Raw genomic sequence first — 21,236 nt, forward strand, 5'->3', positions numbered from 1 at the left:
AAAAAAATCGCTCATATTGGTTGAGCTAAATAATAATTTTTGTTAGAATAAAGTGACAATCGATTTATTAAAAAAAGATTATAAAAAAATTTTTTAATTGACTTGAGGAGATAAAATTAACAATGGCTGAAAAAAAGTATAAACATATGAAGGTAAAGGAGCGCAAAGCTCTACCAAAAGTTACTCTAAGTGCAGCGGCAGTGTTGGGTGTCGCTGCTTTTGGTGCCAATGTTCATGCCGATAGTATAAAAACTGCTTCATCAGATATAAAATCGGTGGTAAACTTGGATACCTTAACTCAGAACTCAGAGGAAAACAAGACTGAAACTGGAGATAATGGGCAGTTGGGTAGTAGTAACTCAGAAAACTCAACAAATCCAACGGACCCCACAGACCCCACAGATCCAACGGATCCAGTAGATCCGACAGACCCGGTTGACCCAACGGATCCAGTAGATCCGACAGACCCGGTTGACCCAACGAACCCAGTAGATCCGACAGACCCAGTTGACCCAACGGATCCAGTAGATCCGACAGACCCGGTTGACCCAACAGATCCTGGAAAACCTGTGAACCCCTCTAAACCAAAACCCGATAAGCCAAAGCCTTCTAAACCAAAGCCATCAACGCCCAAACCTAGCACGCCGGCACCTACTCCAGCTCCGTCTGCGCCTAACTATAATTATGTGGCACCCGTCTATTCTGGATCAAATTATACAGCACAGGATGCAGTAACGACTTATAAACAGGCAAGTACAGATGGCGACTTGAAATTTAATAAAACAAATATTGCAGTACCACCATTGACGAAAATTAACAACACAACTGTTGAAGATTTTATCAAGAGTATTGCACCCCGAATTTCACAGCTTGCGGGGCAAAATAATCTCTATGCTTCTTTAATTATTGCCCAAGCTATTCTAGAGTCAGGCTACGGACACAGTAATGTCGCAGCTATCTACCATAATTTGTTTAACATTATTGGTGCCTTTAATGGACAGTCTGTAACGATTTCGTCTGGAACTTATCGTGCCTATAGCTCCTACGATCAATCGCTTGTGGATTATATTAATTTAATGCTACATGGGACAACTTGGAACAGTAAGATTTATGCTGGAAGTTGGAAAGTAAACAGTGATAATGTTGAAGATGCAGCCCGTTCATTACAAGGAATTTTTGCTACAGATCCTGAATATGCAACGAAGCTCATCCAAATTATTCAAGAATACAACTTAACACAGTATGATGACATTGAAAACTTGTCTGAAGAAGACAGAAACCTAGATGCACCTGAGAGTCCACTACTTGAAGCAATGCCATCTGATTTGAAATTCCCAGAATATGATGGAAAACAATATCCGGGAGCATCAAGCTATGCTTGGGGAAATTGTACACAGTATGTGTATAACCGTATCTTCCAATTGGGCGGAAAAATTGGCCAATTCATGGGTAATGGTGGCGATTGGGGAACAAGTGCTGTAGCTCAAGGTTACTTTACGACAACTATTCCACAAGTGGGCTATGCGGTAAGTTTCCCTCCAGGTGTAGCTGGAGCTTCTGCTGAGTACGGTCATGTTGCTTTTGTGGAAAAAGTAAATAAAGATGGTTCAATCCTTGTTTCCGAAATGAATGTTAAAGGCCTCAATGTTGTGGATTATCGTACGATATCAGCAAGTGATGCAAGTTTATCCACATATATTCAACCTCAAAAATAGGAAAGCTGGTTCGGAAGAGCCAGTTTTGATTTAGTCTTTAGTCTGACTTTGGAAATTATCAAGAAATGGGCAAAGGAGACATATTAAAACCTTTTGGCTTTATTTAATTTTATGTTAAAATAAATTTATAGAAAGTGGGAAAGGAGTGCAATAAATGACAGCATCGATGAAACTCTGGAATAAACTCTAAAATTGTATATTTTTAGGGTCTGTAATCAGGATTTCAAGGGTGGAGTTTGCACTTTTTTAGAAAGCATTGAAAAGCGGGCAGCCGCTTTTTTATGTCTAAAAATATAAGAAATATTTACAGACCTCCAGGACAGATTTGGAGGAAAATTATGGATTTATCACTAGAACTAAAAAAGGTTTATTTGAGTTTCAAAGATCAAGAAATCTTAAATATTGAGCATTTGTCGGTTTATGATGGAGAAAAAATAGGTATTATAGGTGCTAATGGTCAAGGGAAATCCACTTTACTTGATCTTATCTCTGGTCAGTTAAAGGCTGATGCTGGGACGATTGAGCAGTATATTGAATTTAAATACCTTAAACAAATTGGAGAGGAAACTGTGGATGAACTTGACTACGAATGGTTATCAAGGATGCAGGTACCTATGCAGGACTATGATGACTTGTCTGGTGGGCAGCAGCGTAAATTTATGCTCAGTCAGGTTTTCTCACAGTATCCACAAGGAATGCTGCTAGACGAGCCTACAACACATCTGGATCAAGAGAGCATTGATGAATTAATTAGAGAAATCCAATATTACCACGGGACAATGCTCATTGTGTCTCATAACCGCTATTTCCTTAATGCCACAGTACAGAAAATATGGGAAATTACAGAGGGAAAGGTGGTCATATATAACGGAAACTACGATGACTATGAATATGAAAAAGAAAAAGCAGCTTTAGAGATTGCACGCTATAATGAAAAATTAGTAAAAGAAAAGAAACTCTTAGAGCGTGCCATCGCTAATAAAGAAGCTAAAATATCTAAGCAGGCAGACAATGTCGCGAAAAATTTAAAACGATCGATAAAACCAGACCGGTATTCGGCGACAAAATCTAAAGATAGTGTACAGAAAGCAGCATATCGGCAAGTAAAGGCGATGAATACAAGGTTAAGTAAGCTGGGTGATTTTGAAAAGATAGAAGAAGAACGCGAACTCAACTTTCCCTTGCCGCAGAGTTTAATCTTGTATAACAAATTCCCTATTATGGCAGATGGCTTGACAATTAAAGGAGGAGAAAAAATCCTACTAGACAGAATTAATTTTCAGTTTCCTTTAGGGAAAGTAATTGCTCTTTCAGGCCCAAATGGTTCAGGAAAATCTAGTCTTTTACGAAGAATTATAGAGGGAGATAAACATTTGATTTTATCTCCAAAACTCAAAATAGTAAGTTATGGTCAACGGGATTATGAGCTTCAATCAGAATTGCCTTTATTGCAATATTTAACAAAGCAAAGTGATTATGATACAGGCTTAATACGTAGCCTCTTAGCACAACTGGGCTTTAATCATAGCCAAATGAGAACATCTGTTAATAAATTATCTGGTGGTCAAGCTACAAAGGTCGTTCTGGCGGAAACTTTTATTCAACCCTCAAATCTTTTAATTTTAGACGAACCGACGAATTTTATTGATTTAGGAACAATAAAAGCTTTAGAAAGATTTATCAAAGCTTATCAAGGAACAATAATTTTGACTTCACATGACAGAGAATTTGTCGAAAAAGTGGCAGATGTTAAATATGAGATTTCGGAAGGTAAGCTGTACCAAGTGAATTGAGCAGTCGAAAAGTTATTGTTTCTTTGAGGCAGAGGATGAATCCAAAGATATCATTTACTGGTAAAATGAATCGTCAAGATTTTCAGCTTAGTTTTCATTATTTATACAAGATATATTGTTAAGTAATGGAAGAAAGCGAGGAATTATGAAGTAACAAAAACTTCTCTCGCCATAAGTTTGGGCACAATTATACACATGTGAGAAATTTTGCCCTTTTTAAAAAAAGTTAAAGAAAAAAATCAGTCCAAAGACTGAGATTATCCACAATAAAGTATGGGATAATTTAAGTATAGAGATTGACATATCTCAGTTCTATAACAGGAGGAACAAAAATGAATAAAAAAGATAGAATTATGGACTTGATGCGTCGGGGGATTATCACTGAAGACGAAGCATTAGAGTTGCTTGACAAATCAAATCCTATGGCTGAAGAAGGTCAAAGCGAAAATAAAGAAAAATTTAACTACACAGATACAGAAGGATTTGTTAACCATGATGTTGACTTTATGGACTCTTTCAAAGGAATCATGGATCAAATCGTTTCAAAAGGAAAAGTAGTCTTCAAAGATGCTTCGAAAGCAATTGATGATAATATCGACTTCTCTAAAGGTTTTCCAAAAGTAAAATCGACAGTAAAAACTGTGGAAAAAGATATCGAAGGAGATTTTCATTCCGTTAATTTAGATATTAAAGCAGGAAAAATTTCCGTTCACCCAGGTGACAATGCTCATGTAAAAGCTGAATACAGAATTTACGGTGCAGTGGACCAAGAAAAAATCGATGAATATCTAGCTGAAAAAACAAAACTCGAAGTTAATGATGGTGTTTTAGAAATTACAACATCTGATAGCTTACGTACAGCTGTGAATCTGGAACTTTACTTACCTGAAAAAGTGTATGAAACTTTTGATTTTAAGTTTGCACATGGGGATATTAAAGTTGAAAAAGTAGCAGTGGATAACTTAGAAATCGATCAAGTCAATGGTGAAGTTGAACTTGTGGAAACAACCAATAAAGACATTAACGTAACTATTAAAAATGGAGAAATTAAAGTTTTAGATGGTTCAACAAATGTTTTAAATCTAAACTCAGTCAATGGTAATATCCGAGTTACCTCAGCTTTTGAAGACGGTAATGTCAACTTGGTTAATGGAAATATTCTCTTGACACAAAACCAAGACACACCAAGAAAATTAATGGTAAAGAACGTCAATGGTGATGTGAAACTCTCAGTACCAGAATATCTTGGTCTCGTTGGACATGTGCGTACAGTCTTTGGTGGTTATAAAACACGCCTGAACTTGGATAATCCTTTTGAGGCAAGTCGTAATGGTGCGGCAGTCGTTCGTACTGGCCCAGATACTTTGACCTTTGAACTCGAAACAAAATCAGGTACAATTTGGCTTAAAGATATTGACTAAGCAAAAAACATTCCAAACTTTTTAGAAAGGAAAACATATGTCTAAAAGACAACTTACAAAATCATCAAGTAACCGTATGTTGACGGGGACCATAGCTGGCGTAGGCGAGTATTTTGGCTTAAGTCGTGATATAATTACACTAATGCGTATTTTGTATGTGTTCTTCGCTTTAGGAAGTTTTGGAACACTTGCACTTGTATATATCGTAGCGAGTTGGCTCATACCGAGCCCTCATTAATCATTCGAAGGACAGCTTCTAGAAAGGAAAGAAAATGTCTCAAAAACAATTAACCAAATCTCCAAACAATCGAATGTTGACGGGTACAATTGCAGGTATCTGTGAATACTTTGGTTGGAGCCCTGATATCATCACCTTTGTTCGTATCTTGTATGTCCTCTTAGCTTTCGGAAGTTGGGGAAGTCTTATACCTGTATACTTCATCGCCAGCTGGATTATTCCAAGCGCTGGGGGCAATGCTGGGAGACAAAATTATCGCAGAACAAATGAAGAAAACTGGTCAAGCTATGCGGACCGTTGGCAAAGCAAATCTTCATCTCACTCATCTGGCCGTAAGATGAAAGAGGCTGAGCCAGTTGAAGATGAGAAAAAAGATGACTGGTCAGATTTTTAAAAAATAATAATTCCGAATTTCCTAAACTCCTAATAATATAAATGAAAAAAATAAAACTGGACGTCCATCACGTCCAGTTTTTTAGCGAGACTTCACCGCTTGAGAGAGTTTTTATCTGACCATCTTCAAGGTGAACAATGAGCTGACCAGAAGACGTTAAGTCTACTGCGGTACCTGTGTATAAGACTCTATTTTCCTCAAATTCCACTCTTTTACCGAGAATGAAGGAATGAGATTTATAAATTTCAAAGAAGTCTCCCTTAGAGAGACGATGAAATTCTGACCAGATTTTAGCAACAAGCTCAGAGCGTGTGATTGTAGGGATTTCTGTAAATAATGACCCGGCTTTCTGGACGATTGCTTCAGGAAATGTTGAAATATGAAAATTTATACCGATGCCTAAGGCAACCTGTAAACTCGTGTCAGGTTGGACTTGAGCTTCTGCGAGAATTCCGACGATTTTTTTATTATTAAGATAAATATCATTGACCCATTTAATATCTACTTTCTTTGCGGTCAGTGTTTCAATAGCTGAAACGACAGCTGCGGCGGCGAGAAGTGTGTAATTCGGCAGATTCTCTAATGATCCAGCAGGCTTTAAGAGGAGGGTCATATAGATACCTCCTTCAGGACTTGCATAGTATTCTCGTCCAAAACGGCCATAAATACCTGTTTGCTTTTCAGACATATATAAAGTATTGGCTTGACCATCAGCTTTGGCATCTAATTGTGTTGAAATGGATTCCTGAAGGATCTTCACATCTTTTAACCATGGATTAGCATCTAAAATAATTTTTTTATCTAAAGGATTTTTCATTTAGGCAAAGTATATCAAAAATTCCCTTTTTGTGCTAAAATAAAGGAGTTACAATTTCCGATGGCGGGAGAACACTCTCCAAGTGAGCGATCACTACCATTAAGCCTGTAACCGAAAAATACTTAAGAAGTAGGGGAAATAAAGAATGTCAGAAAAACGTCTATTCACATCAGAATCAGTTTCAGAAGGACATCCAGATAAGGTTGCTGACCAAATCTCGGATGCTATCCTTGATGCCATTGTGGCACAAGATCCAGATGCACACGTAGCCTGTGAAACAGTAGTTTACACAGGTACAGTCAATGTATTTGGGGAAATATCAACATCAGCATATGTTGATATTGCTGGAGTGGTTCGTGAGACAATTAAAAATATTGGCTATACAGACAGTGAAAATGGATTTGACTACAAATCAGTCGGTGTCCATGTTTCACTTGTAGAGCAATCACCGGATATTGCCCAAGGGGTAAACGAAGCAGAAGAAGTTCGTGGTAAAGATGGAAAAATCATTGATCCGCTTGATCTTATCGGTGCTGGTGACCAAGGAATGATGTTTGGTTATGCAACCAACGAAACGGAAGAATATATGCCACTCGCGATTTCACTTAGCCATAAACTTGTGAAAAAATTGGCAGATTTACGTAAATCAGGTGCGATTAGCTACCTTCGTCCAGATGCAAAATCACAAGTTACAGTAGAATATGATGAAGCAGGACAAGTTAAGCGTGTAGATACAGTAGTTATTTCAACACAACACGCAGCTGAAGCTACTAATGAAGAAATTCGCCGAGATGTCATTGAAAAAGTGATTAAGGAAGTTATTCCAGAAAATCTTCTTGATGATGAGACAAAATACTTTATTAATCCAACAGGGCGCTTTGTTATTGGCGGTCCTCAAGGAGATTCTGGATTGACTGGTCGTAAAATAATTGTGGATACTTATGGTGGATATGCACCTCATGGGGGAGGCGCTTTCTCAGGTAAAGATGCTACAAAAGTTGACCGCTCAGCCTCATATGCCGCACGTTATGTTGCAAAAAATATTGTTGCTGCAGGCTTGGCTGATAAAGCACAAGTTCAGTTATCTTACGCGATTGGCGTAGCTACACCAACTTCTGTGAATATTGAAACCTTTGGTACTGGAAAAGTTTCTGACGATATCTTATTGGCAGCTATCCGTGAAAACTTTGATTTGCGTCCAGCGGGAATCATTGAAATGTTAGATTTGCTCCGCCCGATTTATGGACAAACAGCTGCTTATGGTCACTTTGGCCGTACAGACATTGATCTTCCATGGGAACGTTTAGACAAGGTCGAAACACTTAAAAAGTTGATTTAGTAATCTTAAAAAAAGGCTGAGACAAAAGTTACGATTTGACTGATTCTAGCCAAAATTATAATATCAAAATCGCTTAACCACGGCATTTTTACTTGTCGTGCTTGAGCGATTTTTTCATTATTTTGGACTTTTGTCCCAGCTTCTTTTTTTATAATTCATGAGAAAAATCTGCTTTTTGGACTTACAGTAAGCTTGGAAATAAATGATACTGCTAAAACATTTTTACGTTTTGCAACTAAAAAGTAATCTTAATGTAACTCAAAAGTAACGTTGCACACTTGAAATTTAAGTTTTTTTTTGTGGTTAAAAGCTTTTGATGACTGCGCTTTCATTGCTTTTTCCACTTAACGCGTTAAGTCTTTACTTTTTTGAAACTTTTGTGTATAATTAACTCATCACGTTAACACGTTAAGTGAATATGAACAGGAGAATTTATGGCAACACCTAAATATGAAGTTATTAAACAAGATATTATTCGCATGATTGAAGAAAATGAGTTTAAACCAGGTGATAAGATTTACTCTGAAGGAGAGCTTAAGAAGAAATATCAAGTCAGTAACACAACAGTAGTTAGGGCCTTACAAGATTTGGTTCAAGGTGGTTATCTGATTAGACGGCAAGGAGAAGGGACTTTTGTTCGCAGGAATTTCAAACATCGGCAAGTCTTTGTGAATGAAAGCGGTCCCTTGGGTAAATTAGATGTAGAGGAACTTGGAAAAATTGTTGAGCACACAAAAACCGAGATTACAACCCATATCAAAGATGAAAAAATTGCTGCTCTACTTCAAGTGTCTTCAACAGAAGAAATGATTAAGCTGACACAAATTGCTTCGGTTAACGATACGATTTGGAAAGTACAAGAACGTTTTGTTGTCGCAAGTAAGTTAAAATCAGATGCTTTGGAAAGATTGGCAAAAGGATCCAGTTTATCTAAAGAGTTGAACACCAATGTTAATTTGTCTGCTTTACCAATGAAAATGACAGTTAATATCCAGAATTTGCATAATAATAGTGATGAAGAAATGATAAAGCATTGGCGAACACAAATGGAGGCTTCCGAAGTAGAAACATTGGCTTTATTTGTAGTTGATAAACTGACTTTTGATTCTGAAGGTAAGCCCTTGGAATATGGGAAAAGCCTTATTCATCCAGATTACTATGCCATTGAAATGCAAACAGGAGAAAATTTATAGAATGAGTACGAAACGACATATTGAAAAGCTAAAGTCTAGCGAACGATTTTTTAACATTGGACTTTTGACAGAAAAAGAGATTGATGAAGCTATTGCAGTTGCGCTTAAAAAAATAGATTGTAACATAAGTAAGTTGGGTGAGATGTTTCCAACGCCAGCAACTAAAAATAATGCCTACGAGCCTATGACTAATGTCGAGTGGACCAATGGCTTTTGGACAGGGATCTTGTGGCTGGCTTACGAGGCTTCGGGCGATGAAAAATATCGACAAGTAGCAGATAAAAATGTAACAAGTTTTTTACACCGAATTAAGGAAAATATTGAAGTCGAGCATCATGACTTGGGCTTTCTTTATTCGCTATCTTCTGTAAGCGCTCACAAATTAACGGGGAGTCAAGACGGTTATGAAGCAGGACTTTTAGCTGCTGACAAACTCATGGAACGTTATCAAAAAAAAGGTGGCTTTATTCAAGCTTGGGGTGAGCTTGGTGCCAAAGACAATTATCGTTTGATTGTTGATTGCCTGCTAAATATTCCTTTATTGTATTGGGCCAGCCAAATGACTGGGGAAGAGAAGTATAAGAAAGTGGCTGATATTCACTTCCAGACCACGACAAAAAATGCCATTCGTGAAGATGCTTCAGCTTTTCATACCTTTTACTTTGATCCTGAAACAGGGATGCCAGTTGGTGGTAAAACGCGTCAAGGTTATTCGGACGATTCCAGCTGGGCTCGTGGTCAAAGTTGGTTGATTTACGGCATGGCTCTGAATCAGTTTTATAATCCGCAAGAAGAAACCATTAAAGAATATGAGGCGGTGACTAACTATTTCCTGAACCGCCTACCTGAAGATTTTATTTGCTATTGGGATTTAATTTTTAAAGATGGAGATCAACAACCTAAAGATACATCAGCTGCAGCTATTGCTATTTGTGGGTTGAATTTGATGGATCGCTATCTACCAGAGACTAATCCTCATAAATTAGTTTATAAATACGCCCAGCATGCGATGATGCGTAATCTGATTACCCATTATACGGATGAGCGGACACAAGGGATTACGGCACTGATCAATGAAGGTGTTTACTCTTGGCATTCTGGAAAAGGTGTTGATGAGGGAAATATCTGGGGTGATTATTTCTACTTAGAGGCACTTCTACGCTTCAAAAAAGATTGGCAAATGTATTGGTAATGAAAAATTAGGTTAATAAAAGAATTTAAGGAGAATAGAAAATGGAAAAACCCAACATTAAAATGGTTCGAATTGATGAACGATTGATTCATGGACAGGGACAACTCTGGGTCAAAAGTTTAGGTGTTAATCTAGTCATATGTGCCAATGATGAAACATCAGAAAACACTTTGCAGCAAACCCTGATGAAAACAGGGATGCCAAGTGAAGTGGGGGTACGCTTCTGGACTATTGAGCGTACAGCACAAGTAATTTGGAAAGCTGCGCCGACACAATCAATTTTTGTTGTGGTCAGTTCACCACAAGATGCGTTACGCTTATCTGAAAGTGGATTTCCAATGACTGAAATCAATGTGGGTAACATTCATGCTAGTGATGATAAAGAAAAAATCTCTCAATTTATCTATTTGGGCGAGGAAGACAAAAAAGCTTTAAAAACTCTCAGAGAAAAATATAACGTGATCTTTAATACAAAAACATCACCAGTTTCTGCTGACGGTGCACAATCATTAGAAGCTTTAAATAAAGCAATTCAATAATAAACTTTATAATTAAGGAGAATTCAAAATGGAAATCAGTTTGGTTCAAGGCCTCTTAATCGGGCTTGTTACAGCGTTCTGTTATTCAGGGCAATTACTTGGCATTTATACTAATAGAGCATTAGTCATGTCATTTTTTGTAGGTGTTATTTTGGGTGACTTGCCTACAGCATTGATGTTCGGTGCTTTAGCAGAGTTGGCTTACATGGGCTTTGGTGTTGGTGCTGGTGGTACAGTACCGCCCAATCCAGTAGGACCTGGTATTGTGGGAACAATCATGGCTATCACTTTGAAGGATCAAGGTGTGACACCTGAATCTGCATTGGCACTTTCCTTCCCATTTGCAGTCCTTTTTCAGCTAGTAACAACGGCTCTTTATACAGCTTTTTCGGGCTCTACTAATACGGCTAAAAAATTGATTATGGAAGGGAAATTTGGCAAATTCAACCTTCTAGCAAATGGAACTTATCTTTCTTTTGCAGCAGTAGGTTTTGTGATTGGTATTTTATCAGCCATTGCCCGCCCAGGTTTGCAAGCCTTTGTTGAAGCTTTACCACAATGGTTAATTAATGGTTTTTCGGTTGCAGGCGGTTTGATTCCTGCCATTGGTTTTGCTATGATTCTATCAGTCATGTTATCTAAAAACCTGACGCCATATGTACTTCTAGGTTTCGTATGTGCAGCTTATCTTGAATTGCCGACGATGGCTATTGCCCTGATTGGTGCGGTATTCGCCTTGATTCATTATTATGGCAAAGATAAATCACCTGTAATGGCCATTGCACAAGCAGACGCTAACACAGCAAACAATATTGATGAGGAGGATTTCAGCAATGGCATCTAAAAAAACAGCATTAACAAGTGCAGACTATACTAAAACAACGCTGCGTTCGTACTTCCTGCAGAATGGCTTTAACTACAATGCCTATCAGGGTGTGAGTTATCTCTTTGTTATTCTACCTGCTCTGAAAAAAATCTATAAAAATGATTCTGAAAAGCTCAAAGAAACAGCGGCAGCGAATATCGAGTTTTACAATACTAACCCACACATGTTGCCTTTCATTACCAGCATGCAGCTGGCTATGTATGACAATGGTGAGGACATAAACGAAACCCGGAGTATTAAGATGGCTTTGATGGGACCGTTGGCAGGTATTGGGGATTCTATGGCACAGTTCGGTATTGCCCCATTGTTCTCTACTATCTTTGCGGGTCTTGCTATGGATGGTCTTGGGTTTGCACCAATGGGCTTCTGGCTGTCCATGATTGTCTCTATGTTTGCCATCAAAGTTTTGATGGGTTATCTTGGTTTCCGTTTGGGGACGAGTGTCATTGACACTTTGAGTGAAAAAATCACTAAGATTTCAGCAGCAGCTAACATTGTAGGTGTCACAGTTATATCAGGTCTAGCAGCGACTTTTGTTAAGGCAAACATTGCCTTATCTTATTCAACAAAACTGGCTTCAGGAGAAGGTCAGGTGGTTGCTCTTCAAGATGTTTTAGATAAAATTATGCCAAAACTTTTGCCAGCAATTTTGACGATTGTCGTTTTCTACCTAATCAAGAAGAAAAATTGGAGTACCTATAAGCTATTGTTGTTACTCTTTGCATTAGGTATTGCATTGTCAGCTTTGGGTGTTTTAGGTGTTTAGGAAAAAAGTTTGAAACTGCGGTTGGGGAAATTTGTCATCACAAATCGCCTAATCGCTGTTTTTGTTTAAATCATATGAAAGAAATTGGAGAAATGGAATGATTGCATGTATTGTTACTGGACACGGTGGATTTTCACTGGGTCTTAAAGATGCTTTAGAAATGATTGCAGGGCCACAAGAATTATTTGAAGCGATACCTTTCACAAAAGATGAAAAGGTAGAAGCATTTGAGTTGAAATTAGCAGAAGCTGTTAAAAATCTGACTGAGCAGGCAGATGGTCTATTGATTTTTACGGACCTCAAAGGTGGTACACCTTTTAAAATTGCCATGCCCCATGCTATTAGGCAAGAAAATACAATTGTACTGACAGGTACAAATTTACCTGCTCTGATTGAAAGCATTGGTAGCCGCTTAATGACGGACAATGTTGAAAATTTAGCACATGCTTTACGGATTTCCCCAGAGTGTCAACTTGAAGTGGTTCAGTTGGATACAGCTCAAGAAGAAGTGATTGATTCAGGCGGTATCTAAAAGGGTTTTCGATATGTTAAGCAAGAAAAAGAAAGAATGGCGGTTTGAAACGTATGAAGAAATTCAAGAAGCACTGGAAAATATGATGGGAGTAACCACTCCTTATTATCGAGGGCGAAAAGGGCGGCTTAAGCTAGGGTTTTCAGGGGCTGTTTATAATGAGGAGACTCGTCAAATTGAAGCTTTCTTACGGATGCTTTGGGGACTTGGACCCTTATTGGTTCAGGAAGATACAGAATTTCAAGCCATATATTTATCGGGAATTACCTCAGGTACAGATCCTGAAAGTACAGATTATTGGGGAGAGGTCACAGATTATGATCAGCGCTTGGTTGAGATGGCAGCATTGGCGGTGGCATTAATTATTGCAAAAGAACGCACATGGGACTGTTTATCCAAAGAAGCCCAGAAGAACCTGGTTCAATGGTTAGGACAAATCAATGATAAGTCCATGCCGAAAAATAACTGGTATTTTTTCCGGCTTCTCGTTAACACTTGTTTCATTAAACTGGGACTCCCACATCATCAAGAAAAAATGGATGAGGCGTTTGTGCTTTTAGATAGCCACTATGTAGGCAGAGGTTGGTACTATGATGGTAAAGTACACAAGTATGATTATTATATTGCTTGGGCCTATCATTTTTATGGGTTGATTTACGCTGCAGTTATGGATGAAAAAGATCCAGAGCGTTCGCAATTATTTAAAGCACGGGCAACTGAGTTTGCCCAAGGCTATGTACACCTCTTTGATTCAGAAGGTGCTGCGGTACCTTTTGGTAGAAGTATGATATATCGATTTGCCCAATCTGCTTTTTGGGCAGCTCTGGTTTATGCAGATGTTGAGGCTTTGCCTTGGGGTGTGATTAAGGGTCTGTATGCTCGAAATATGAGTAACTGGTTTAATCATAATGATATTTTTTCAACTGAAGGCAGGTTAACTTTGGGATACAGTTACGAAAATGCGACTTTCACTGAAGGTTATAATGCACCAGGATCACCCTACTGGGCTTTTAAATCATTTTTGATGTTGGCAGTTCCGAAAAATCATCTTTACTGGCAGGCTGAAATTATGCCTTACCCACAAATTGAAAAGCGTTATTTAAACACGAGCGCTCAGGCTTTTTATGAGCATGTTTCAGATAATCAGCACACGCTCATGTATCCTTTTGGTCAGTATATCCATAATCAAACCCATAGTGAAGCCAAGTACAGCAAATTTGTCTATTCCAGTAAATTTGCCTTCAGTGTTCAGAAATCGGCTTATCATTATTATGAAGCGGCCTTAGACAATGTTTTATCCGTTTCTGAAGATGAACATTATTTTAGGCCAAAGCATCACGATTTGAAGACTGAAGTATGTTCAAATTCTATCAAATATGACTGGGAACCGCTACCAGAGGTTAAAATTCAAAGTACCATTGTTCCTTGTGGGAGTTATCATGTCAGGATTCATGAAATCAATACTGGTCGTGAAATTCAGGTTCGTGAAGGTGGATTTAGTGTTGGTATCGATGACGATGCACAAGAACGGACATCAAACTGTTTTGCCAGTTACATCAGTAGCTTTGGAAAGAGTGAAATTTTAGGTGTCCAAGGTTTTGAATCAGCTGAAGTGGTTCAGCTTGAACCTAACACGAATCTGCTTTTTCAGCGGACCTGCCTACCTACGTTAAGGGCGAAACTATGTCCTGGGCAATATGCGCTTATCTCAATTGTAGGAGGGATTTATGGAGAGAGTAAAGAAAAAATACCTCAGGTGCGTGTGATAGGAACTAAAGTGAAAATAGAAGCACATACCGAAATTACAATTCAGTTAAAGGAGGAGCTAAGTGATAAAAATTGAGTTGCTTAATGTACAAGATGAACTTGTAATAAGTAAATTTGATAATAAAAAAGAAGAACTACCTGTGAGTAAATATGGGACCGAACTGTGCGCACTAGGAATAAAAGATTATGTTTATGAACTTGGAGATAAAATTCGTGTCACTGTTGATCGTTTTCCAGATTATTATATGGTGCAGTTGGATGAAAGTTTAGCACCTAGTTTGGTCTATTTTACAGTAAAAGAATGGATTTTTGATATACCTTTAGCCGAAAATTTAAAGGCTTCTGGTCCTAGTACTGCTTTTCAGGCAGTTCGCCGCCATTTAATGGTCCGGAAAGCCTATGATTTTGAGGTGCGTAATTATCAGAATCTGTCTAATAATACGCATGACCAAAAGCAAAGTTCAGGAGTTTTTCCGCATGCTTCAGCTAATGTTGAAACGCGAGACGAATCCGTCTTCTTTGCTAAGAATGCCATTGATGGTAAATTGGCTAATGGTTCACATGGTCGTTATCCTTTTGCTTCATGGGGGATTAATCAGCAGGCGGATGCAGCTCTAACAGTCGAATTTGGCCGTGAAGTCGAAGTAGACAAAATTACTCTGCTCTTACGGGCTGATTTTCCACATGATTCTTATTGGACAGATGTTGAAATTGTATTTTCAAATAATGAAAATATAGAATTTAAAATAATAAAATCAGATCAGTTTCAAGTTTACGAATTCCCACCAGTACGCACTTGTACAATTACATTGAGAAATTTGAAAAAGGCATTAGATGACTCACCATTCCCAGCATTAACACAACTTGAAATTTATGGAAAGAATATTGTAGATTAAAAACTGCGTGTACTCATGCGGTTTTTTATGTTCTAGTCTTCTTTGAAACTTAAGGTATCCAGATTGCTCAATAAGTATTAGCTCCTAAATAACACCCTAAAGTCAGCAAGATATCTGTAACTCCTAAATAATGAATTTAAAATCAAAATGTTAAAAAGTTGAAAGCGGTAAAATACTTAATTGAAACATATCCTAAAAAATGGTAAAATATAGGGAGTGTTTCTCTGCAAACACACATGAATTATAATCAAGCTATCTGCCCTATTGAACCGCGATGGGCCAGGTATGAATAAAAGGAGACAAATGAACGTCATATCACTCGTTCTGCTTGTCTTATTGATTGTATTGGTTATTGCCTTTATTTTTTATGCTCAAAATATTAAGAAAAACAAGCAAGATGCTGAGAGTCTTTTTATGCAGGCAGAAAACAAGGCAAATGAGATAACGGCAAATGCACAGCGTGATGCTGCTCTTGTAAGAAAGGAAGCGGAAATCCTGAGGGACGAAGCAGAAGCATTCAAGAAAGAAGCGCGCTTTAATCTTCGCGAAGAAGAACAAAAGCAACGCCGTGAAATCGAAGATGAATTTAAGCAAGATCGTAAGGAGTTAAAAGAAACTGAACAACGCCTAAAACAACGTGAAGAAGTTCTAGACCGTAAGGATGATAAACTTACAAATAAAGAACGTAGCTTAGACTCTAAAGAAGAAGCCCTCTCTAAAAAAACTGATACACTCAATAAACGTGAGCAAGAACTTTTAGAAATTGAAGAAAAGAAACAAGAAGAATTAGAACGTATCGCTGCTTTAACAAAAGAAGAAGCGAAAGAAATTATTCTCAGTGAAACCCGTGATGGTTTAACAAAAGAAATGGCACAGCTTATTCGTTCAAGCGAAGAGAAAGCTCATGCTGAAGCTGATAAACGTGCGAAAAACATTGTTTCACTTGCAATCCAACGTGTCTCTAGTGATTCGGTTGCTGAACAAACAGTATCAGTAGTTACTTTACCAGATGATGGTATGAAGGGCCGGATTATCGGACGTGAAGGTCGGAATATTCGTACCTTTGAAGCATTGACGGGGATTGATGTTATTATTGACGATACTCCAGAAGCTGTTGTATTATCTGGTTTTGATCCGATTAGACGTGAGATTGCACGAATGACCTTGGAGCAACTGGTTCAAGATGGCCGTATTCACCCTGCACGTATTGAGGAGCTTGTCGAGAAAAACCGCAAAGCATTAGATCATAAGATGCGCGAGTATGGCGAACAAGCTGCCTTTGAAGTAGGGGCACATAACCTCCATCCAGACTTAATGAAAATCATGGGTCGCCTGCATTTCCGTACTTCTTATGGTCAAAATGTTCTTGACCATTCAGTTGAGGTGGCAAATGTTGCCGGAAACCTTGCTGGTGAAATGGGTGAAAATGTGACTCTCGCTAAACGTGCTGGCTTCCTACATGATATCGGTAAAGCATTGGATCATGAAGTTGAAGGTAGCCACGTTGAGATTGGTACAGAACTTGCACGTAAGTACAAGGAAAATCCAATTGTTATTAATACTATTGCAAGTCACCATGGCGATACAGAACCAAACAGTAATATCGCTACTTTGGTTGCTGCAGCTGATGCTTTAAGTGCAGCACGTCCTGGAGCACGTCGTGAATCAATCGAAAATTATATTAAACGACTCCGTGACTTGGAAAATATCTCAACAAGTTTTGATGGTGTTGAAAGTGCATTTGCCTTACAGGCAGGACGCGAAGTTCGTGTCATGGTTAAACCAGAGAAGCTTACGGATGATCAAATCGTAATTCTTGCACGAGATGTGAAAAATCGTATTGAAGATGAAATGGATTATCCAGGAAATATTAAAGTAACAGTTATTCGTGAAACACGTGCGATTGACTATGCAAAATAAAAAAAGTACTCTAGGGGTACTTTTTTATTTAAAGAAGAATAAATAATCAAGTTATGTTACAATTTGATTAATTAAAGTTACTTTGTGTTACGCAAAGTAGATATACAAGCCCAACTTTGCTAGAATAGATTGTAAACAATAAGTGAGGTTAAAAAGATGCCCGAACGTGGTTTATTAATTGTCTTTTCCGGTCCTTCGGGAGTTGGAAAAGGTACTGTCCGTGCGAAAATTTTTGAAAATGAAAATAACTTTGATTACTCTGTATCAATGACAACACGTGCACAACGCCCTGGTGAAGTAGACGGAAAAGATTATTATTTCCGTACACGTGAAGAGTTTGAGGAAATGATACGCAAAGGTGAAATGTTAGAATATGCTGAATATGTTGGCAATTACTACGGGACTCCTTTAACTTACGTTAATCAAACCTTGGATGAAGGTAAGGATGTATTTCTTGAAATTGAAGTTCAAGGGGCCTTACAAGTTAAAGAGAAAGTACCAGATGGTGTATTTGTATTCTTGACGCCTCCAGACTTGGAAGAGTTACGTGGTCGACTTGTCGGGCGCGGTACTGATAGTGCAGAGGTTATCAATAACCGTATGATGAAAGCTAAAGAAGAGATTCGCTTGATGAGTGAATACGACTATGCTGTAGTCAATGATAAGGTTGAACTCGCTGCAGAACGTGTTATCAAGATTATTGAGGCCGAACATTACCGTGTTGATCGTGTCATGGAACGTTATGCTCATATGATTGAGAAGTTAGACGAAGACGGAAAAAATTAAAAACAAGTGGCTTTAGTTTTTAACTGAAAGACGCTCAGGCTGCTTGAAAAAAGAGCCCATTGGTACTCGCAGCCCAATGTAGTAGCGTACAGAAAAGAAAAGAGGAAACTGATATGATGTTAGAACCTTCAATTGACAAATTACTCCAAAACGTGGATTCAAAATATTCACTCGTTGTTTTGGAAGCCAAACGTGCTCATGAACTACGTGATGGTGAACGTCCTACAATGGAATTCAAATCTGTAAAGCGTACTTTACAAGCTTTGGAAGAAATTGCAGAAGGAACGGTAACAATCCACCCTTCTCCAGATGCCAAACGTGAAACTTTGAAAGAAAAACGTGAATTAGAACGTCTTCAACAAAAAATGGCCGAAAAACTTATTCGTGAACAAATTGCGAAAGAAGAAGCTGAAGAAGAAGCAAAACAAAAAGGAAACCGTGCAGCTAAAGCTGCTGCTGCTGCGGCTGAATAAAATATTCTACAAACTTTCAAAGGTTTATATATCTAAACTTTGGAAGTTTTTCTTTTTCCGAAATTCAGAGTTGACATTCGCTCATCTCTTTTTGCTATAATTAAATTACTATATCTAGCCACAGGAAAAGTAAGCAGAGGAGAAAAATGTTCAAAAAAACAGCACGAATTATTGTAGATGTTCCTCTGATGCAGACAGATAAACCATTCTCCTATGCAATTCCTACAGAGCTGCAAGAGATGATTGAGCCAGGGATGCGCGTCCATGTTCCTTTTGGTAAAGGAAATCGTCTGGTTCAGGGAATAGTTATCGAAGCAGGAGATCACGAAGAAGAGAATCTCAAAGAAATAGCTGAGCTTCTCGATTTAGAGCCCGTCTTGACAAAGGAACAGCTCTGTTTGGCAGATGAAATGCGACATACTGTTTTTTCTTACAAAATATCCTGTCTGAAAGCGATGCTGCCTAATTTATTGAATTCAAGTTATGATAAGATTTTGACTAATCAAGAAGGAATTCAAACCAAGTGGAGCGTGCTTGACGAAAGTCAAAAAGTCCAAGCTTTAAAAGATATTAAGGCAGGGAAATTAGTCGTTAGCTACTCTGCAAAGTCAAAAGAGAACAAGAAAATAGAAAAGTATCTAAAGGCTAATGCCAAATTGGCCACTTTTGAGATTGGAAAAGCAGCTAAAAAAAGAGCGGAATTAAAGGACTATCTTTTAAACCAAGAAGCAAGTGTGCGTCAAAAAGACTTGCCCTTTTCTTCGACGGTCATCAAGTATTTTATAGAAAATGAACTTGTTGAAGTGACTGAAAAAGAGGTTTCTAGAACTTCATCCGTTTTTGAAGCAGTCGTACCTGATCAAGCGAAAGTTCTGAATCATGAGCAGCAGCTTGCATTTGATGCTATTGTTTCTTCTGCAGATAAGCCCTTTTTACTTGAGGGAATTACAGGTTCAGGAAAAACAGAGATTTATTTACAGGTTATTGAACACTTTTTGGAAAAAGGGCAATCTGCAATTATGCTGGTTCCCGAGATTTCCCTAACACCACAAATGTCTAATCGTTTTATTGCACGCTTTGGGAAAAAAGTTGCAATCATGCATTCGGGACTATCAGATGGCGAAAAATATGACGAATGGCGTAAGATAAAGGAAGGACGCGCACAGGTTGTTGTCGGGGCGCGATCAGCTATCTTTGCACCTTTGGAAAACATTGGAGTTATCATTATTGACGAGGAACATGAAACAAGTTATAAACAAGATTCAAGTCCTCGTTATCATGCCAGAGACATTGCCTTGTTACGTGCACAATATCATCATGCACGTTTAGTTCTCGGTTCAGCGACACCTAGTCTTGAGAGTCGAGCACGTGCTCAGCGAAATGTTTATCATTTATTGACACTCACGCACCGTGCGAATGACCAAGCTCTTCTACCTGAAGTTAAAATTGTAGATATGCGTAATAATCTTAGCGATAAGTCTGCCAATTTTTCAGATGCTTTACTTCAAAAAATTCGTGAAAAAATTGAGCGAAATGAGCAAGTAATTTTGATGCTTAATCGTCGTGGCTACAGTTCATTTGTGATGTGCAGAGATTGTGGCTTCGTTGTTGAATGTCCAAACTGTGATATTTCTTTAACCCTTCATATGGATACGAAAACTTTAAATTGCCATTATTGTGGTCATCAAGAGGGGATTCCACAAGTTTGTCCAAGCTGCCAAAGCCGAAAAATCCGATATTATGGCTCAGGTACGCAGAAGGTACAAGAAGAATTAGAAAAATTATTACCAGAAATCCGTATTTTACGTATGGATGTAGATACAACAAAAACGAAGAATGCACACGAGAAAATTTTAAAGAAATTTGGTAATCATGAGGCGGATGTGCTTTTGGGTACACAGATGATTGCTAAGGGATTAGACTTTCCTAACGTAACTTTAGTGGGCGTGATTAATGCGGATACTGGCTTAAATCTTCCAGATTTTCGTGCAAGTGAGCGCAGTTTCCAGTTATTGATGCAAGTTGCAGGACGTGCAGGACGTGCAGATAAAAAAGGTGAAGTTATCATCCAGACATTTAATCCGGGACATTATGCGGTTAAACTTGTAGCTGTTCAAAATTATGAAGCCTTCTATCGTCAGGAAATGTATTACCGTCAACAGCTGTCTTATCCCCCCTATTATTTTACGGTTCAGATTTTAGTTAGTCATAAGGATGAAGATGCTGTTGCAAAAAAAGCTTATGAGATAGCAAGTATAGTTAAGGCAAATTTATCAGAGAAAGCCAAAATATTAGGACCGACCCCTAAACCCATCGCGCGGACACATAATCTTTATCATTATCAGATCCTGGTGAAGTATCGCTTTGAGGAGCAACTGGAAGAAGTATTAAATCAGGTCCTTGATTTAACGCAAAAGCGTGAAAACAAGGATGTCAGAGTTCTTATTGATAGTGAACCACAAAATTTTGTATAAAAATGACAAGTAAATTGTCATTTTTTTCTTTATGAGCATTGTCTTATTTTTCGAGGTTTTCATTGCTTACATTTTTAAAGTGAGCACTATATGTT

The 21,236-nt window shown here is 38.2% G+C and carries 19 protein-coding genes; 18 read left to right on the forward strand and 1 reads right to left on the reverse strand.

Annotated elements, in window-relative coordinates; genetic code table 11:
• Positions 1-122 precede the first annotated feature (122 nt).
• From KJS37_RS08410 to KJS37_RS08430, 5 genes are all read left to right on the forward strand, one after another.
• A complete protein-coding gene (locus tag KJS37_RS08410; protein WP_213496853.1) occupies positions 123-1,715 on the forward strand; it encodes a glucosaminidase domain-containing protein in 1,593 nt (530 codons plus the stop codon).
• 338 nt (positions 1,716-2,053) lie between these two features.
• The gene (gene abc-f / locus KJS37_RS08415; RefSeq protein ID WP_213496855.1) at positions 2,054-3,508 is read left to right on the forward strand and encodes a ribosomal protection-like ABC-F family protein; all 1,455 of its coding nucleotides are present in this window, start codon (positions 2,054-2,056) and stop codon (positions 3,506-3,508) included.
• A gap of 332 nt (positions 3,509-3,840) precedes the next feature.
• Entirely contained in the window at positions 3,841-4,929 is a 1,089-nt protein-coding gene (locus KJS37_RS08420; RefSeq protein WP_165712236.1) for a DUF4097 family beta strand repeat-containing protein, read from the forward strand.
• 37 nt (positions 4,930-4,966) lie between these two features.
• A complete protein-coding gene (locus KJS37_RS08425) occupies positions 4,967-5,167 on the forward strand; it encodes a PspC domain-containing protein (RefSeq protein ID WP_017369124.1) in 201 nt (66 codons plus the stop codon).
• 34 nt (positions 5,168-5,201) lie between these two features.
• Positions 5,202-5,561, forward strand: a complete 360-nt coding sequence (locus KJS37_RS08430; RefSeq protein WP_017369123.1) for a PspC domain-containing protein — start codon at positions 5,202-5,204, stop codon at positions 5,559-5,561.
• Between the two features lie 67 nt (positions 5,562-5,628).
• On the opposite strand, the gene KJS37_RS08435 is transcribed toward KJS37_RS08430, so the two are convergent.
• A complete protein-coding gene (locus tag KJS37_RS08435) occupies positions 5,629-6,378 on the reverse strand; it encodes a biotin--[acetyl-CoA-carboxylase] ligase (protein WP_165714684.1) in 750 nt (249 codons plus the stop codon).
• A 145-nt stretch (positions 6,379-6,523) separates the two neighbouring features.
• Between KJS37_RS08435 and metK the strand changes: the two genes are divergently transcribed.
• The 13 genes from metK to KJS37_RS08500 all read left to right on the forward strand — a co-directional run bounded on the left by metK (position 6,524) and on the right by KJS37_RS08500 (position 21,141).
• Positions 6,524-7,717: a methionine adenosyltransferase gene (gene metK, locus KJS37_RS08440; RefSeq protein ID WP_213496857.1), complete on the forward strand. Its 1,194-nt coding sequence runs from the start codon at positions 6,524-6,526 to the stop codon at positions 7,715-7,717.
• Between the two features lie 434 nt (positions 7,718-8,151).
• Complete coding sequence (locus tag KJS37_RS08445; RefSeq protein WP_213496859.1) at positions 8,152-8,910, forward strand: GntR family transcriptional regulator; 759 nt, start codon at positions 8,152-8,154, stop codon at positions 8,908-8,910.
• A gap of 1 nt (position 8,911) precedes the next feature.
• Entirely contained in the window at positions 8,912-10,102 is a 1,191-nt protein-coding gene (locus KJS37_RS08450) for a glycoside hydrolase family 88 protein (protein WP_213496862.1), read from the forward strand.
• Positions 10,103-10,143: 41 nt separating this feature from the next.
• Complete coding sequence (locus tag KJS37_RS08455; RefSeq protein WP_213496864.1) at positions 10,144-10,641, forward strand: PTS sugar transporter subunit IIB; 498 nt, start codon at positions 10,144-10,146, stop codon at positions 10,639-10,641.
• Between the two features lie 28 nt (positions 10,642-10,669).
• On the forward strand, positions 10,670-11,485 hold the full coding sequence (locus KJS37_RS08460) for a PTS mannose/fructose/sorbose/N-acetylgalactosamine transporter subunit IIC (protein WP_213496866.1): 816 nt from the start codon (positions 10,670-10,672) through the stop codon (positions 11,483-11,485).
• On the forward strand, positions 11,475-12,293 hold the full coding sequence (locus KJS37_RS08465) for a PTS system mannose/fructose/sorbose family transporter subunit IID (protein ID WP_213496868.1): 819 nt from the start codon (positions 11,475-11,477) through the stop codon (positions 12,291-12,293). The genes KJS37_RS08460 and KJS37_RS08465 overlap by 11 nt, the downstream gene beginning before the upstream one ends.
• 97 nt (positions 12,294-12,390) lie before the next feature.
• Positions 12,391-12,825 carry a PTS sugar transporter subunit IIA gene (locus KJS37_RS08470; protein ID WP_213496869.1) on the forward strand — a complete coding sequence of 145 codons (435 nt, stop codon included), beginning with the start codon at positions 12,391-12,393 and terminating at the stop codon, positions 12,823-12,825.
• Positions 12,826-12,838: 13 nt separating this feature from the next.
• The gene (locus KJS37_RS08475; RefSeq protein WP_213496871.1) at positions 12,839-14,668 is read left to right on the forward strand and encodes a DUF2264 domain-containing protein; all 1,830 of its coding nucleotides are present in this window, start codon (positions 12,839-12,841) and stop codon (positions 14,666-14,668) included.
• Positions 14,655-15,488, forward strand: a complete 834-nt coding sequence (locus KJS37_RS08480) for a discoidin domain-containing protein (RefSeq protein WP_213496873.1) — start codon at positions 14,655-14,657, stop codon at positions 15,486-15,488. Before KJS37_RS08475 ends, KJS37_RS08480 begins: the two co-directional genes overlap by 14 nt.
• Positions 15,489-15,791: 303 nt before the next feature.
• Entirely contained in the window at positions 15,792-17,408 is a 1,617-nt protein-coding gene (gene rny / locus KJS37_RS08485) for a ribonuclease Y (protein WP_003133434.1), read from the forward strand.
• A gap of 156 nt (positions 17,409-17,564) precedes the next feature.
• Complete coding sequence (gmk, locus tag KJS37_RS08490; RefSeq protein WP_017369120.1) at positions 17,565-18,194, forward strand: guanylate kinase; 630 nt, start codon at positions 17,565-17,567, stop codon at positions 18,192-18,194.
• A 113-nt stretch (positions 18,195-18,307) separates the two neighbouring features.
• Complete coding sequence (rpoZ, locus tag KJS37_RS08495; protein ID WP_017369119.1) at positions 18,308-18,667, forward strand: DNA-directed RNA polymerase subunit omega; 360 nt, start codon at positions 18,308-18,310, stop codon at positions 18,665-18,667.
• Between the two features lie 146 nt (positions 18,668-18,813).
• Complete coding sequence (locus KJS37_RS08500) at positions 18,814-21,141, forward strand: primosomal protein N' (protein WP_213496875.1); 2,328 nt, start codon at positions 18,814-18,816, stop codon at positions 21,139-21,141.
• Positions 21,142-21,236 lie beyond the last annotated feature (95 nt).

Origin of the sequence: Lactococcus formosensis (genome assembly GCF_018403745.1) — a bacterium.
Taxonomy (GTDB): domain Bacteria; phylum Bacillota; class Bacilli; order Lactobacillales; family Streptococcaceae; genus Lactococcus; species Lactococcus formosensis.